This is a genomic window from Pseudoalteromonas sp. SG43-7, from assembly GCF_014164295.1.
GTDB classification, from domain to species: Bacteria; Pseudomonadota; Gammaproteobacteria; order Enterobacterales; family Alteromonadaceae; genus Pseudoalteromonas; species Pseudoalteromonas rhizosphaerae.
Genome location: NZ_JACJEY010000075.1, coordinates 1 through 16,419 on the forward strand (window position 1 = coordinate 1; position 16,419 = coordinate 16,419).

Annotated in this window: 14 protein-coding genes; 3 read left to right on the top strand and 11 right to left on the bottom strand. The window is 42.0% G+C overall.

The genetic code is table 11. The features are described from left to right. Positions 1–127: 127 nt before the first annotated feature. The 10 genes from H5200_RS21190 to H5200_RS21235 form a co-directional block, all read right to left on the bottom strand. Positions 128–1,222, bottom strand: a complete 1,095-nt coding sequence (locus tag H5200_RS21190; protein WP_149981574.1) for a flagellar basal body P-ring protein FlgI — start codon at positions 1,220–1,222, stop codon at positions 128–130. An 11-nt stretch (positions 1,223–1,233) separates the two neighbouring features. After that, a complete protein-coding gene (gene flgH / locus H5200_RS21195) occupies positions 1,234–1,917 on the bottom strand; it encodes a flagellar basal body L-ring protein FlgH (protein WP_149981576.1) in 684 nt (227 codons plus the stop codon). Positions 1,918–1,935: 18 nt separating this feature from the next. Beyond that, positions 1,936–2,724, bottom strand: a complete 789-nt coding sequence (gene flgG / locus H5200_RS21200) for a flagellar basal-body rod protein FlgG (RefSeq protein WP_149981578.1) — start codon at positions 2,722–2,724, stop codon at positions 1,936–1,938. A 21-nt stretch (positions 2,725–2,745) separates the two neighbouring features. Further along, positions 2,746–3,510 (bottom strand): flagellar basal body rod protein FlgF, encoded by a 765-nt coding sequence (locus H5200_RS21205; RefSeq protein ID WP_149981580.1) that lies wholly within the window; start codon positions 3,508–3,510, stop codon positions 2,746–2,748. Positions 3,511–3,669: 159 nt separating this feature from the next. Further along, on the bottom strand, positions 3,670–5,025 hold the full coding sequence (gene flgE, locus H5200_RS21210; RefSeq protein WP_182740803.1) for a flagellar hook protein FlgE: 1,356 nt from the start codon (positions 5,023–5,025) through the stop codon (positions 3,670–3,672). 56 nt (positions 5,026–5,081) lie between these two features. Next, complete coding sequence (locus H5200_RS21215) at positions 5,082–5,774, bottom strand: flagellar hook assembly protein FlgD (RefSeq protein ID WP_182718215.1); 693 nt, start codon at positions 5,772–5,774, stop codon at positions 5,082–5,084. Positions 5,775–5,788: 14 nt separating this feature from the next. After that, positions 5,789–6,220: a flagellar basal body rod protein FlgC gene (flgC, locus tag H5200_RS21220; protein ID WP_149981585.1), complete on the bottom strand. Its 432-nt coding sequence runs from the start codon at positions 6,218–6,220 to the stop codon at positions 5,789–5,791. Positions 6,221–6,222: 2 nt separating this feature from the next. After that, on the bottom strand, positions 6,223–6,633 hold the full coding sequence (gene flgB, locus H5200_RS21225; RefSeq protein ID WP_149981587.1) for a flagellar basal body rod protein FlgB: 411 nt from the start codon (positions 6,631–6,633) through the stop codon (positions 6,223–6,225). Positions 6,634–6,832: 199 nt separating this feature from the next. Further along, a complete protein-coding gene (locus tag H5200_RS21230) occupies positions 6,833–7,663 on the bottom strand; it encodes a protein-glutamate O-methyltransferase CheR (protein ID WP_149981589.1) in 831 nt (276 codons plus the stop codon). Between the two features lie 20 nt (positions 7,664–7,683). Next, positions 7,684–8,616 carry a chemotaxis protein gene (locus H5200_RS21235; protein ID WP_149981591.1) on the bottom strand — a complete coding sequence of 311 codons (933 nt, stop codon included), beginning with the start codon at positions 8,614–8,616 and terminating at the stop codon, positions 7,684–7,686. A 141-nt stretch (positions 8,617–8,757) separates the two neighbouring features. On the opposite strand from H5200_RS21235, the gene flgA reads away from it, so the two are divergent. The 3 genes from flgA to flgN all read left to right on the top strand — a co-directional run bounded on the left by flgA (position 8,758) and on the right by flgN (position 10,282). Next, the gene (gene flgA / locus H5200_RS21240; RefSeq protein ID WP_182718216.1) at positions 8,758–9,465 is read left to right on the top strand and encodes a flagellar basal body P-ring formation chaperone FlgA; all 708 of its coding nucleotides are present in this window, start codon (positions 8,758–8,760) and stop codon (positions 9,463–9,465) included. 78 nt (positions 9,466–9,543) lie between these two features. Continuing rightward, the gene (gene flgM / locus H5200_RS21245; protein ID WP_149981594.1) at positions 9,544–9,858 is read left to right on the top strand and encodes a flagellar biosynthesis anti-sigma factor FlgM; all 315 of its coding nucleotides are present in this window, start codon (positions 9,544–9,546) and stop codon (positions 9,856–9,858) included. After that, on the top strand, positions 9,851–10,282 hold the full coding sequence (gene flgN, locus H5200_RS21250; RefSeq protein WP_182718217.1) for a flagellar protein FlgN: 432 nt from the start codon (positions 9,851–9,853) through the stop codon (positions 10,280–10,282). Before flgM ends, flgN begins: the two co-directional genes overlap by 8 nt. 122 nt (positions 10,283–10,404) lie before the next feature. Here the strand turns inward: flgN and H5200_RS21255 are convergent, their stop codons facing one another. After that, positions 10,405–16,377, bottom strand: a complete 5,973-nt coding sequence (locus tag H5200_RS21255; protein ID WP_310737055.1) for an Ig-like domain-containing protein — start codon at positions 16,375–16,377, stop codon at positions 10,405–10,407. Between the last annotated feature and the right edge of the window lie 42 nt (positions 16,378–16,419).

Below are 16,419 nucleotides of genomic sequence, written 5' to 3' on the forward strand. Positions count from 1 at the left end.
GTTGCGAGTTTGCGAGTTTGCGAGTTTGCGAGTTTGCGAGTTTGCGAAAGTATAAAAGCGTTGATTAATTATGCAAGTCAAGGCCCCCTAAATGCAAGTTAACGCAAACTTAGGGGGTCAATATGGTTTAAATAACCACGAGTTGACCGCTAATGGCACCCGCTTCTTTTAATGCTTCTAGTATCGCCATTAAGTCACCAGGCGCTGCTCCAACTTCGTTAATTGCGCGCACTAAATCGTCAAGGCTAACACCGGGGTTAAATACAAAGGCCCGAGAATCATCTTCGTTAACATCAATAATACTTTGATTAGTAACGGCAGTTTCCCCTTCACTTAATGCGTTAGGCTGCGATACATTTTGCTGTTCTGCGATCGTAACGGTAAGACCACCATGGGTAATTGCCGCCGCTTGTAACCGCACGTTTTTGCCGATCACTATGGTGCCAGTGCGTGAATTTACAATAATTTTTGCCGAAGTATCGGCAGGTTTAAACTCTAAGTTTTCAAGCGTAGACAAATAAGCAACACGCTGCGACGCATCACGCGGGGCAATAACACGAATTGAAGCGGCATCAAGGGCATGTGCACTGTCTGGGCCGATAAGCTCATTAATGGTTTGCTCCAAACGTTTAGCAGTAGTGAAATCAGGACGATTTAAATTAAAAGTTATGTAATCACCTTGCATAAAAGGACTTTTAATTGCCCGTTCAACCGTTGCGCCATTTGGAATACGTCCTACCGTGGGCGTGTTCATTACGATCTTACTACCATCAGCTCCTTCGACACCTAACCCGCCAACAATTAGACTACCTTGCGCGATAGCATAAGTATTTCCATCAACCCCTTTCAAAAAGGTTTGTAGTAATGTTCCACCACGTAAGCTACCCGCACTACCAATTGACGATACAGTAATATCGATTGTCTGCCCTGGCTTTCTAAATGCAGGTAATTCTGCATGCACAGCAACCGCTGCTACATTTTTGATTTTGGGTTTTAAATTCGATGCCATGGTAATACCAAAACTATTTAGCATGGCTTTAAAACTTTGTTCAGTAAAACGACTTTGCTCACCGGTGCCAGGTAAACCTACTACCAGACCATAACCAACTAACTGGTTTGAGCGAACACCTTCAACCATTGAGACATCCTTGATACGTTCAGCGCTAGCAATAGAATGCCAAGCTAATAAACATATACACAGCAACGCTTTCAAGCTATTCATATCAACATCCTTTAAAAAGGGAACAGAGAGCTGGTGAAGAATCGAGTTAACCATCCTGCCGTTTGAGTCTCTTGCATTTGCCCTTTACCAGAATACTGAATACGCGCATTCGCGATTCTGTTAGAGGTCACAGTATTATCTGCAGTAACATCTTGCGGACGAACAAGTCCTTCCAGACGAATAAATTCTTCGCCGGTGTTTAAAGTCAGCCATTTTTCACCACGGATCACTAAATTACCATTAGGTAATACCCGCATAACATTCACGGAAATATCACCAAATAAACTATTAGATTGATTTGACTTAGTATCACCTTTGAATTTAGCACCGCTGCCCACACCAAACTGAATACTATCGCCACCAATATTAACCGGTAGTCCGCCTAACCCAATGACAGGATCTAAGCTGGCATCACTTTGTTTATCCGTTTCAGTTTTAGCTGCTTTAGATGATTGCGTCGATTCTTGCAGTTTAACTGTAATAATATCTCCGGTGCGTAACGCTTTTTTATCTGAATATAAATCGTTTGATAAATTGCTATCAAACAATGAGCCTGTCGGTACAACTTGCGCTGCAGCAGGCTCTGGGTACATAGGAGCATAGTATGGATCATCTTGAACCACGCTGTGGTTTTGAGTCGTCATACAACCACTCAATATAAATGCACCCGTTAAGATTATAGATAAATTACGCATAACTTTGCTCCGAATTAGTTAAAGTTGCTGACTGATGTAACTCATCATTTCGTCAACCGCTGAAATCACCTTTGAATTCATTTCATAGATACGTTGAGTTTCAATTAGGTTAACTAACTCTTCGGTTACATTTACGTTAGAGGTTTCAAGTGCGCCTTGGACAACAGTGCCTAATCCTTCTAGACCAGGGTTACCTTGTACAGGTGCGCCACTGACGGCCGTTTCGGTATATAAATTTTGGCCTACAGGCTCTAGACCTGATGGATTGATAAAGTCACTGATCGTTAACTGACCAATCACCACATTCTCAGGTTGTCCTTCTATTTTCACCGATACCTCACCATCTTGTGATACGGTAATTGACTTCGCATCATCCGGTACATTCATTTCTGGCTGCACAGGAAAACCTGCACCAGCAGTAACAATACGACCATCTTCATCCGTGGTAAATTGACCATTTCGCGAATAGGCGATATTGCCATCGGGCTGTAAAACTTCAAAAAAGCCTGGCCCTGATATCATCCAATCCAATGAGTTTTCAGTGGTTAACATGTTACCTTGAGAAAAGTTCTTCTGATTAGCAACTACTTTGGTACCAGCACCAAGCATCAGACCAGAAGGCATCTCTGTATCTTGTGATGAACGCCCCCCTGGCTGATTAATATTTTGATAAAGCAAATCTTCAAATACAGCACGACTTTTCTTATAACCAACAGTACTGGCATTGGCTAAATTATTTGAGATAACCGAAATATCGGTTTGTTGAGCATCAAGCCCCGTTTTACTTATCCACAATGCAGGATTCATATTAATGTCCTCTCAATAAAGTTAAACAATACGCAGCAATTGAGTTTGACGTTCGTCAATTTCTTCAGCCGTTTTCATTAACTTAACTTGTAATTCAAATTGGCGTTGATGGCTTATCATATCCACCATCTCATGTACCGGATTCACATTTGACATTTCCAAAGTGCCACTCATTACTTTCACATCATTAGAGATGTCACAAAATCCACATATACCATTTTCCAGTAATTCGGATTTTGGTCGAAATAAGCCATCATTGCCTTTTTCAAGCTCAGAATTATTTGCCTTAATTACCTTCAAACGGTCAACAACTTCTAAAAAGTTAGCCGGCGCACCTTGCGGGCGAACTTGGATTGAACCATCGTCACTAAATTCGACTTTCTCCACCGGCAATGGCAGAATAATCGGTCCACCTTCGCCAATAACTTGACGCCCGTGACTGGTGATCAAAGCGCCATCAGGGGTGATATTCAACGTGCCAACTTTAGTATATGCCTCATTACCTGAAGCATCTTGCACTGTAAGCCACCCTTTATCGCTCATAGCAATATCAAGATCACGTCCAGTTTCAACAATACCGCCGGAAGTCATATTAGAGCCTGGCCGTTCCTGCATAGTAAAAACACGTGTCGGTAAGCCTTCACCAAAAGCTTGCATTGAGCGCGCTTGCGCGAAGTCAGCTTTAAAGCCTGTGGTATTGGCATTTGCTAAATTATTTGCTTTAAGCTCTAGGCCCCGCAAACTTTGCTTAGCTCCAGACGCTGCAATGTAGACCATCTTGTCCATAACATCGACTCACGTTAAAAATCTATAACATGACAAATGCAAGATAAGTGCCACAATAAAATGACGTAATAAATTACAAAATATAATCAAGCACAAATAAAAAAGGCTGCTAATAAATAGCAGCCTAGGTGTCGGATTGTAAAAAATATTAAAACGAGGTTAACGGATCTGCAAAATAGCTTGCTGTAGTGTTGAATTCACTTCAAGTGCACGCGAGTTAGCTTGGAAGTTACGCTGTGCGCTGATCAAATCAACAAGCTCATTGGTTAAGTTCACGTTTGATTGCTCTAATGCTGATGAGCTAATCTTACCAAATGCGCCTGAATTTGCTTCACCCGCTACAGGGTCACCTGAAGTTAAACTTTTCTTCCATGACGTATTGCCTACTTGTTGTAACCCCTGTGAATTGGGAAAACGGACTAACGCAACTTGACCTAGGTAGTTAGAGTCACCATTACTATAAGAAGCAACAATTTTTCCATCAACACCAATGTCTATATTTGCCAACCGTCCCACAGCAGCACCATCTTGAGATAATACTTTATTTTCAAACTTGCCTGCATGCTGGGTCGGGATTTTTGCAGAGGTACCTGCTTCATCACGCCAGTTGATAGTTACATTATTAGGAAAGCTAGCACCATTGCTTAAAAACCCTGTCAAATTAGTGCTATCTAACACAACAGGGTTAAATGTATTGCCTGTATTTGCGGTACCATTGGTGTTAAGTGGTAAGCCGTTCGCATCAAACTGAAATGTTGAAATTGGATTAAATGGTCCAGTAGCGCCTTGCGAGCTTCCATCAGGATTGAATGCTTGACCGTCTAACGTGGCATAGGTTTGCCACTCATTAGCATTACCTGTAACAGCTGCATCCGTTTTCACAAAAAACAATTGCATAGTATGCGGCTCACCTAGCGAATCATAAACATTGGTTGAGGTAGAGTGAGTATATGACCCTGATTGAGTTGGATCAAATGGTGTAATAGTCGGTGTATCTTTGGTCGAATCCAATCGAAATGACGAATATACACTTGAGGTAGCCCGCGGGGAACCTGATGAATCAGGAATTTGAATCGCCCCAGAGGAGGTTAAACTTACTGATGTTGCATCTCCACTAATTTCATCAACAGGAAAGCCTTGTAAGTAATTACCTTGTGCGTCAACGATAAAGTTATCTTTATCTAATTTAAACGCCCCTGCACGAGTGAATGTTTTATCTTGTGAGCCTAACTCATTGCTAAGAGCAAAGTATCCTTCACCTCCTATAGCAAGATCGAGTGAATTTTTAGTGCCTAATGTTGAACCTTGATGAAACTGCTGTGCTACAGATGCTGTTTGTACACCATCACCATTTTTAGTTTTACCCGAAGAAAAAACTGATGATGAATAAACATCGGCAAACTCAGCTCTCGATTCTTTAAAACCGTAGGTATTTACATTAGCGATGTTATTAGCAGTAACATCCAAATCTTTTTGTGCGGCAGCAATGCCAGTTAATGCAATATTAAAACTCATAATTCACCTCTAACCTATAAAATTTAGCCAATAGGCTAAAAAATAAATAAAATTTATCACGCAATTTCTGCGACATCAGACAGCTTAACTGCCCCTTCTTTAGTGTTAATAATAATACCGTTAGCGCCATTAATATTGACGCTATCAATATTTTTATAAGAGGCCATGGGTAAACTAGTAAATTCTTCGCCCATGCTGCCCTCTGCTTTGATATTGTATTCTCCTGGCGGAAGGCTCTCACCGGCTTCATTTTTTCCATCCCAGTTAAAACGTAAGCCACCAGCAGGTTTATCACCTAACTCAATTACTCTCACTAGTTGTCCGGAAGCATCTGTAATACTGAGCCTTAAATCTTTAACGGGACTTTCAACAGCAATCATGCCCGAGACATCACCACTGCTGTTAAGATCTAATGTATCTGATTCAACTAAAGCTTTTTTGCCTACCAGAGTTGATGCTTGCAACGCTGAATTAGAGGTCATTGAAGCAGCCAAAGACTCAAACTTTGAATTTAAATTTGAGATACCTTCTGCCATGGTAAAGTTCGTCATTTGTGCAATCATTTGGTCGTTGTCCGCAGGTTTACTGGGATCTTGAAACGACAGTTGCTGCGTTAATAATGAAAAGAAATCCTCTTGCGTTAATGCATCACTTTTCTTTTCACCAGTCTTTTCGTCAGCCTCTTGTTTACTCGGCCAACGAAGCGAATCTATATAGCTTGATGATGCAGTATTTATGTCGTTACTCATAATCTAACCCTCAATTACCGCTGCCCAAGCAACAGTGTTTTACTTAACATTTGCTTCGCTGCATCAGCAACTTGCACATTGGTTTGATAAGAGCGTGAGGCGGAAATCATATTAGCCATTTCTTCAACGACATTAACGTTAGGTTTGTAGATATAACCATTTTCATCCGCACTGGGGTGATTTGGGTTATATTCAATTTGCAGTGGTTTATTACTCTCTACAATGCCTAGTACTTTAACGCCAACAGACGATCCCTGCGTATTACCAGTTGATTCTGATGCTTTCATCAGTTCAGCTGCAAAAACAGGGTGACGCGCCCGGTAAGTTTTGTCTTGGCTTGAGCTAATGCTATTGGCATTGGAAATATTACTTGCGGTGGTGTTCAAACGCACATTTTGCGCACTCATACCACTACCTGAAATATCAAAAACGTTATATAAACTCATGCTTAGGCTCCTTGACTACCGAGGGCTTTTTTAAGGCCTTTAATTTTACTACTCATAAATTGCAGGCTTGCCTGATACTCTAATGAGTTCTTTGTATACAAGTTTCGTTCCACTTGTATATCAACCGAGTTACCATCACCTGTATCTGCTTGATTTGGCGAACGAAACATTTCACTATTACCGATATAACGACTACCACCTGCAATGTGATTCGGGTTAGTTGTTACCATGTTATTGCCGCCTTGCTGGTGGCTTTTTGCCGCTTTCAATGCTGAGGCAAAGTCGATATCCTTCGCTTTATAGCCCGGCGTATCAGCATTAGCGATATTGGTTGCTAATAACTCAGCACGTTGCGAACGGATCAACATTGCATGAGGATGAACCCCAAATGCTTTATCAAAACTGATAGCCATAACCATCTCCAAAAAATTGACTTAAGATGATTAATGCAAAAGGTGAGCCAACTAGGTTAGTGTTTTATGATGTGTTTAATTTTTGATTTAAAAAGAAAAACGATGTGGAGGCACATCGTTTTATCGTATTCTAGATTCGGCTTTACTACCGATGAGACTTGAGTTACTTGCGTTTTAGCGCGTTATTTACGCTGGTAAGTTATTTCTTTTGATAAATAATACCAGGATTACAGCGTACCATATCAAACTCGTTACTTAACCCTGACATAGACTCTGAAGCACCTAAAAATAAATACCCCTTAGGGTTAAGTGCTTGAGCAAACTGAGCAATAATTTTGGCTTTCACCTCAGGTGCAAAATAAATCAGCACATTACGGCAAAAAATAATATCAAATTTGCCCATTAGTGCGTATGAATCTAATAAATTAAGGTGTCGAAAACTCACTAATTTTTTTATTGAGTCGTTAACTTGCGCCATCCCATTGCCGCTATCTTTGAAGAACTTCTTCCTGCGCTCTACCGACAGCCCTCTAGCTAAAGCAAGAGAGTCATATTCTGCATGTTTACACATATCTAACATAGTATTAGAAATATCGGTGCCGATGATCTGCGCGCCCATTTTTAATACACCCGGCTGCTTAGCTTGAAACTCAGCGACCGACATGGCAATAGAATATGGCTCTTGTCCTGAGGAACTTGCCGCTGACCAAATTTTCAACGGTCGACGCAACTCTTTATGCTCTGGGAATAACTTACTTTGTAATAGTTCAAACGGGTATTGATCCCGAAACCATAAAGTTTCATTGGTCGTCATAGCATCAACAACTGCGGCACGTAACTGCCGCTCATGCGGACTCAGTGTTTTACTGACCAATTGTGACAATGACTCAACATTGAAACGAACCATTAGCGGAGCAAGCCTGCTTTTGACTAAATAAAGCTTATTATCACCCAAAACAATGCCACATTGTTGCTCTAAAAAAGAACGAAACTGATCGTACTCGCTTTGTTGTAAATGCTTATTTTCCAAAGTAACACCGCCTTTTCAAATTAGTCACAATGAACCCATTTTTTCACTGCTGTAGCTAACTCATCCGGATTGAACTTAGCAATAAAGTCATCAGCCCCCACTTTTTCAATCATCGCTTGATTGAACACACCACTGAGTGATGTATGCAGAATAACATGTAATGGGGCTAACTTTGGATCTGCTTTTATTTCAGCCGTGAGGGTATAACCGTCCATTTCTGGCATTTCAACATCAGAGATCAATAAACCAACTCGCTCGGTAATATCATGCTTACAGTCAAGTGCAGCAATTTCCCGGAGGCGAATTAATGCTTCTTTCCCGTTTTTAGCAAGCTCAGTCTGCACGCCTAACGGCTCTAGAGCACGTTTGACTTGATTACGAGCAACGGCAGAGTCATCGGCAATAAATACGATGCGCTCACCTAAGTCTTTTTGAATTTCACCATCATTAGCTATTGCTGCACTGACTTCAGTATTTACCGGGCAAATTTCATTTAATATTTTTTCTACATCAAGAATTTCGACTAACTCATTTTCAATTTCTGTCACTGCTGTTAAATACGAATATCTGCCAGCCCCAGACGGTGGCGGCATTATTTTTTCCCAATTCATATTTACAATTCGCTCAACGCCGCCAACCAAAAAACCTTGTACGGAGCGGTTATATTCAGCAATGATAATAAAACTATCTTTAATATTCTCGATCGCAGGGCCACCTACAGCCATTGATAAATCAATAACAGAAATAGTTTGCCCACGTATATGTGCGACACCTCTTACATAGGCATTCGACTTCGGCATGTTTGTTAAAGGAGGGCATTGCAGTACTTCTCTCACTTTAAACACATTAATACCAAAGCGCTGCCGCCCTCTTAGCTTGAATAATAATAATTCAAGACGGTTTTGCCCAACCAATTGAGTACGTTGGTTAACTGAGTCTAAAATGCCTGCCATTTCAATCTCCTGAAGAAAGCGAATAAGAACGGAACAATAATTGCTTTCTTTCTGTAAAGCTACATAACTACACGGGAGCGTCTGTTTATTGACGCTAAATATTTATACCCTGTTTTCAACCATAAGCATAGTCGAAACATTATGAGTTTGTTAAAAAAAAGCCGAAGATACAGTGTTTTTTATTTTCTTGCTAGCTTATGCCTAGTTACTCCACTGTATGCACAAACATATAGCAAAGAACAATTGCAAGAACTTGCTGTATCCCATGTCTATGATCAATTAGACCCTAATACCGCCGATGATAAGGAACTCAATGCTCTAACATTGGATAGTCGGATACCTGATCGTGGCTGCAACAGCGACCTTGCATTTAATATTCCTACTGAGCCGCCATTTAATCGCCAAATAACCGTACAAATAAAATGTGATGACCTCAATGGTTGGAGTCAATATGTTCATGTACGTATGATTGAACTCACCCCTGTGATTATAGCCACTGAAAATTTAAGTCGCGGGGAGGTTATTGAAGCTCATCATTTACGTTTGATTATGAAACCAAAACATTTCGTAAGAGCGCAGTATTTACAAAATCAAGAGCTGCTGATTGGTAGCCGCAGCAAACGTAATATCCGCAGTGGTTACCCTGTTGCATTAAATCAAATCTGTATGGTCTGCAAAGGCGATAATGTCACTATTTTTGCAATAATTCGAGGATTGAAAATAAAAACTTCCGGTTTAGCCCTAGAAGATGGTACTTTAGGAGAGCAGGTAAAGGTTAAAAATGCAAAGTCAGGGAAAGTTTTAAATGCCCGCGTTGATGGTGTTGAGTCTGTGCAGGTAATTATTTAAATTTTCGTATTTGTGCTAAAGTTTCTAACATGGTTGCCGATAACAAGGCATGTGTTGGATAATGTATAGGTTAAAATCATGGTAAGCCAAGTAAATAAAGGTCAGCAACAGGCTAATGTGTTGACCAATGCTAAACAGCAAAAAATTGATTTACAAAATAATAATGCTAATACTGCGCAAGCAACTACGCCAAAAGCGACTGCTGACTCAGTAAGCTTAACGCCACAAGCGCAACAATTAAAATCTTTGCAAGATAAAGCACAGCAATCTTCTGGTTTTGATAGCAACAAAGTGGCTGAGCTAAAAAAAGCAATTACTGAAGGTAAATATCAAATCGATGCTGAAAAGCTAGCTAAAAATATCGCTGCATTTGAGTTTGATGTGTATGGCTGATCACACCAGTTTGATCAGTTCTAAACTTGTTATGCAGCTAAATTGCTTAACATCCCTTGCTGATATCTTAGAAGATGAATTAACCGCTATAGCCTCCCGTCGTGGCGAGGGCCTTAAAGATATCGCGAAACAAAAACTTACCTTTTTAAGTCAAATTCAAACGTTAGATAAAGAACTCAAAGCCTTATTTGCAGGTAATGACGTTGAATCTGACGAAGTAACAAGCTTAACGAGTGATGTGCATAAGCTATTAGAGTCATGTAAAAAGAAGAATGACGTTAATGCTCATGCAGCCCACCATGCACAATTAACAGTAAAACAATTAAAAGACATTTTGATTGGTGTGCCAACCTCTACAACATATGACCAAGATGGTAGTGTTGTTCATGGTAACAGTAAGATCGTCCATAACTTAAAAGCATAATTTGACTCCTACTTTTAGTTTTACAAAATTCCCTTTATTATTTTTCTTTCCCTATTTAAAATTATCTCGAAAGTGATTAAGCGCGGGACAACCCGCGCCTTATATCTTTTGCTTAACAATAATTAACTATCAATTTGATTATTGCCGCTTTCGATTAATTTCTTAATCATTTCCTCTGATTGATTTTGCACATCAAGAGCAGGCTCCGCAGTAGCTTTCTGCTGTGCTGTAAACACCAGACTATTACTCTCACTCACAGGATCGAGTGCGAGCAAGTTATTTTGTTCACTCTCTGCAAGAAGATCTGCAACTGTTAATTGACTCAGTTGTGGTGTTAATTCAGATACCGGAGCAACACTGCTAATTTTACTTAAATCAATACTATCATCGTTTGATGATAATAATTCAGTACTATTATCACTGCCACTGAATTCAGCGCTAGGTTCAACACCTGCAGAACTAACATCCACTCCATTTATCTCAAGGTCCTGACCATTAATATCAACCACTCTTATATTACCGATTGAATCTGTAATGCTAAAGCGAGCATCGCTTAAGCCTGCGCCAAGTAAATCGGCCAAATTTACATCAACAATGCCGATATTCCATGTGCCATTATTTACAACAGCCCCACCATCACTTAATAAGGTGATCCCGAGTGCCAGCGCATTATCAAGCCTTACAATAGCTCCATCTTCAGCATCAGTTTCACCATCAAAACCTGTCACAACTAGGCCTAACAATATACTATTTGTATCTATGTTCGTAAGTGATGGCGGGATAGTATCTATCTCAAGACCTGTCATCGCAGAGGTAGCAGTGGTATTCCCAGCAATATCTGACACTGTTGCACTGACGGTATAACTGCCATCAAGCAGAATATCGTTTGGTGAAATACTCCAACTACCATCGCCTTGCGTAGTAGTTGTTACTGATGTTTGCGCTATACCATTATCAAATATCAGCGTGACTGTGCGCCCAGCTTCACTCGATGTGCCGCTGATTTCAGGTGTCGCATCATTGGTTAATATCAGCCCACTCGTAATGGCAATAGTCGGAGCAACCGTATCAATAACACCTGATTCTTGTACCGTGGTGGCATTACCGTATTCATCCTGCACGGTCACATCCACAGTATAACTACCCGCTGCAAGTGCTGTATTTGGTTCAATTAACCAATTACCGTTACTCGCAGTTGTGGTTGTAACCGTTTGCGTGTTACCTGCCGCATCAGTAAACAATACAGTAACTTGGCTATTTCCAGGTGCACCAGTTACTGTGCCGGTGATCTGAGGTGTTAAATCATTTGTGTCACTGATTACATCAATAGCAATAACAGGACCCGTTAAATCTAATATTAGTGTCGCGGTATTGCTACCTTGATTACCTGCACTATCATTAACCGAGGCGGTAATTGCGACACTCCCTTCAGCCAGTATTTGATTTGATGCAACACTCCATACTCCCCCAGCTTGTACCATAGCAGTAACTGTATCTGTAGTACCTAAGCTATCAACTAGTACTATGGTAACTATTGAACCGACTCCCGCATCAGTGCTACCCGATATTACAGGTGTTGCATCGCCACTAGTACCAGGCTCATTAATAGTCAATACCGGTGCAGTAATATCAACTAAACCGCTAACACTAGCATCTGCTGTTAGCCCTGCTTCAGTGACTGTCGCTGTAACAGTATAAATACCTTCGCTAAGAGCTTGAGTAACTAAGACAATCCACAAACCATCGACTACTGTTGTATTATAAGTTTGTGTCTGGGCCGCGCTATCCGTTACTGTAACAACGACTGCACTGCCATCGACAGCGTCACTACTGCCACTGAAATTGGGAGTTGTGTCATTGGTATCTGCAGGAGCAACAATTGCAATGCTTGGTGCACTGGTATTCAATAATCCAGTTACCGACGTTGAGGTTGTTGAATTACCCGCTAAATCAGTAATACTTGCAGCGACTGTGATAGTGCCGTCAACCAGTGAATCTGTAACATTAATTGACCAACTGCCATCGGCTTGTACTTGCGTCGTATAAGTATAACTGGAATTATTATCGGTAACTGTGACGCTCAATTGCGTACCTGCAGGCTCATTAGTTAAACCACTGAGTTGAGGGGTGGCTACATTTATAGTCCCTATAGAATCAACCGAAATAGTTGGCGCACTGGTATCGATCACAGCTGTTGTTGAAGCTGTTGTAGTCAGGGCCGCACTATCTGTCACTGACGCTGTTGCTGTGAATGTGCCATCAGGTAAAGCTGCTGCCGTGGCTTGCCAATTACCATTACTATCTATAGTAGCAATTAAATTTTGAGTATTACCATTACTATCCACCACAGTAATAGAAACTGTGCTTCCTTGTGGCTCATTTGAATTACCACTTATGGTTGGCGTACTATCATTAGATAATGATAATGGCGCTATAGTTAACTCTGGTGCTTCTGTATCTATACTTAGGTTCGCTGTTTGATTGATACTGTTACCTGCACTGTCACTCACAGTCGCATTAATATTATAATCGCCATCAGTAAGAGTCGTTGTAGTGACTTGCCATAAGCCAGATCCATTTACTAAAGTTGTTAGTGTTTGGCCATCAATGGTTACGGTTACCGTTGCTCCTAACTCATTACTTGTACCGCTAATCGTTGGAGTCGCATCACTGGTAATTGATAAAGGATTTATAGTGAGTGTTGGCGCGGTAGTATCAATTACACCACTGGCCGTCTGCTCAGTTAGGTTGCCGACTCCATCGCGCACACTCGCTTGAACCGTATATTGTCCATCACCTAAGTCTTGCGGTACATTAACTGACCAACTGCCATTCGCTTGCACTGTCGCGCTAAAGGTTTGTGTTGCAACTCCTTGACCAGTTACCACCAATGTTACTTGCGCTCCCTCACCTAAATCAGTGGTTCCGCTAATAGTTGGGGTGCTATCCATCGTCAATGCAGGGGTAGATAACGTTAGTTCAGGCGCCGTATTATCAAAATCCAAAGTACTAATAGTCGTGGTATTGCCAGCCGCATCGGTTGCCGAGGCTTCAACGTAAGCTAGTGTCAGTAATGATACCGATAAATTCAATACGCTCCAATCACCGTTCGCATCAACCGTTGCAGTGTAAGGTAAACCAACAGCGCCTCCCACTAAATGGTTTGTAATGGTAACAACACTGCCTTCAGGTAAATCTGATGTGCCAGATAAGGAAACCAAACTGCCTAGAAGGAAAGAAGGGACAATCGTAAGTGCAGGTGGTGTAATATCGACTTCACCGCCCGTTTTACTGTCTTCTCCTTGATTACCCGCCATATCAGTGATTGTTGCTTTTACGGAATAAACACCTTCAGCTAACGCGGTATTTGCAGCTGCTTGCCAATCACCTTGAGCATCCGTAGTAACTGTTACAACCTGTTCAGTACCACTTGCGTCAGTAAAGGTCACCTCAACAGTGGCATTCGCTTCATCAGATGTCCCACTAATAAGTGGCGTTGTGTCTTGTGTTAATATCAAACTACTTTGATCAATTGTGATCTCAGGGTCAATACTATCTATAACAGCATTAGCGGTTAGTTGCCCTGCATTACCCGCAGTATCGGTGACCACAGCAGTGACTGAGTAAGCGCCTTCCGCAAGTGCTTGGGATGCTTCGACTTGCCATGTTAAATCTGCTGCGAGTGTTGTATTAATGGTATGACTAGCCCCTTGTGCGTCAGTAAAAGTAACAGCAACGGTGTTGCCAGCAACAGCCCCCACAGCTCCCCCTGAAACAATTGGGGTTTTATCTGCGGTGCTGCTTAATGGATCAATCAACACTGTTGGTGGAGTTAAATCTATTTCACCTGTTGTTTGAGCCAAATTGCTATTCCCAGCAATGTCAGTGATAGTTGCAGCAATGCTATAACTTCCTTCTGCAAGCGCACTTCCAAGCGCTACAGACCATGTACCATTTGCTTTAACTGTTGCCTGCACAGATTGCTCTGTGCCAGTACTATCAGTGATCAATAATTCAACTACAGTGCCTTGCGCAGCATCTGATGTGCCACTAATTAATGGTGTTGTATCATTTGTAATACTAGGCGAATTGACAGCCAATGTTGGTGCGGTTAAGTCTATTGCTAGGCTAGTACTTGACGAGCCAGTTAAACCGTCCTCGCTGACAACTGCATTCACAGTATAGCTGCCTTCAACAAGTGCATTACTGACATCAATAGTCCATTGCCCAGCCAAAGCTTGAGTAGTCAATGTTTGCACAACAATGCCCGAGGCAATAATTTCAATCGTTACATTCGTACCATCTCTGGCATCGGTGGTACCAGAGATAGTTGGTGTTGTATCCATCGTTGCTTGTAAACTCGCAATCGAGATAGTCGGCGCATTAGTATCCAATGTTGCGTTACTTGAAGCCGATGCTTGATTGCCAGCAGTGTCACTCACATTAGCCGTAATAGTAATTGCGCCATCGTTTAATGCATCAATAACTTGAACTGACCAGCTGCCATCTGCTTGTACAACAGCAGTTAGTTGATAACTGTTTGAGTCATCATTGACATTCACTGTTACCGTGGCGCCTATTTCATCACTACTCCCTGAAATCATCGGTGTACTATCATTAAATGTGCCTAGTCCGTTCAAGGTTAAACTAGGATCTAATGTATCAACCGTGCCATTACCTTGAACTGTGCCTATATTGTTAGCGGCATCAGTAATAGTAGCCGTAACAATGTAGTCACCATCAGCAATATCAGCGGTTGGAGTTGCTGAATAACTGCCATCGGCTTGCACTAGTGCTGTAAATTGCTGAGTGTCACCGTTTGCATCAACCAACACGATAGCCACTTCAGTTCCCTGCGGCTCTGTTGACGTACCAGAAATTGTTGGCGTCGCATCGTTGCCCACTCCAAGGGCTGTGATTGTAAGCACTGGTGTCGTGCTATCTATGGTCAGTGTCGCAGATGCCGTTTGTTGATTACCTGCATCATCGGTGATCGTTACATCAACCGTGTAATCACCATCAGTCAATGCACTTGGTAGCGTTACTTGCCAAGTGCCATTACTTGCCACTGTCGCTTGCAACGTTTGTCCTGCAATTGTGACCGATACATCTCCGCCTATTTCATTACTGCTGCCAGTTATTGTTGGGGCAGTATTTGCTGTTGGCGCTAAATTATCGATAAATAAACTTGGCGCCACACTATCAATCACTCCAGTCGTTTGCTCAGTAGTCAAATTACCAACCCCATCGCGCACAGAGGCAGTAACGGTATAGGTTCCCTGTGCAATAGCTTGCGGCACAGATACTGACCAGGTTTGATCAGCCTGTACCACTGCGGTAAATGTTTGGCTGACATTATCACTATCAACCACTGTCAAATTAATCACAGTGCCTTGACCCATATCCGTATCACCTGAAATAACTGGCGTTGTGTCGTTGCTCAACGCGTCAACACTGACCGTTAAATCAGGTGCTACGTTATCAAAATCGAGTGTGCTGACCGTACTAATATTTCCTGCTGCATCAGTTGCGCTGGCAGTAACATAGGCAAGGTTAAGTAATGGCACCGTTAAGTTAAGTAATTGCCAATTACCATCAGTATCTGTAGTTGCCGTATAACTTGCACCAATTAACCCTCCCACTAAATGTTCCGTGATAGTGATGGTGCTTCCTGCTGGTAAGTCTGAATCACCTGATAGCGATACTAAATTGCCAAGTAAGAAGGAAGGTATAATTCTCAGTTCTGGGGCGATGGTATCCACCACGCCGTTGTCACTGGCGCTGGCTGTATTGCCTGCATCGTCGGTGATACTGGCAGTCACTGTGTATGCACCATCAACCAGCGGTTGCGTGGCCTCGGCACTCCAATTACCACTGGCATTGGTTTGCACTGTCACGGTATGGCTGCCATTAGCATCCGTAAAGGTAATCGCAATGTCACTGCTGGCTAGATCCGATGTGCCTGTCACCACTGGCGTATTATCATTCGTCAATGCCGGTGCATCGATGGTAACGCTTGGCGCGGTTGTATCTATCACCCCAGTTTCGCTATCGGTGCCGGTATTGCCTGCGGAGTCTGTCACACTGACATTCACTGTGTACTCGCCTTCGATAATCGCATTACTGGCCTCCACGGA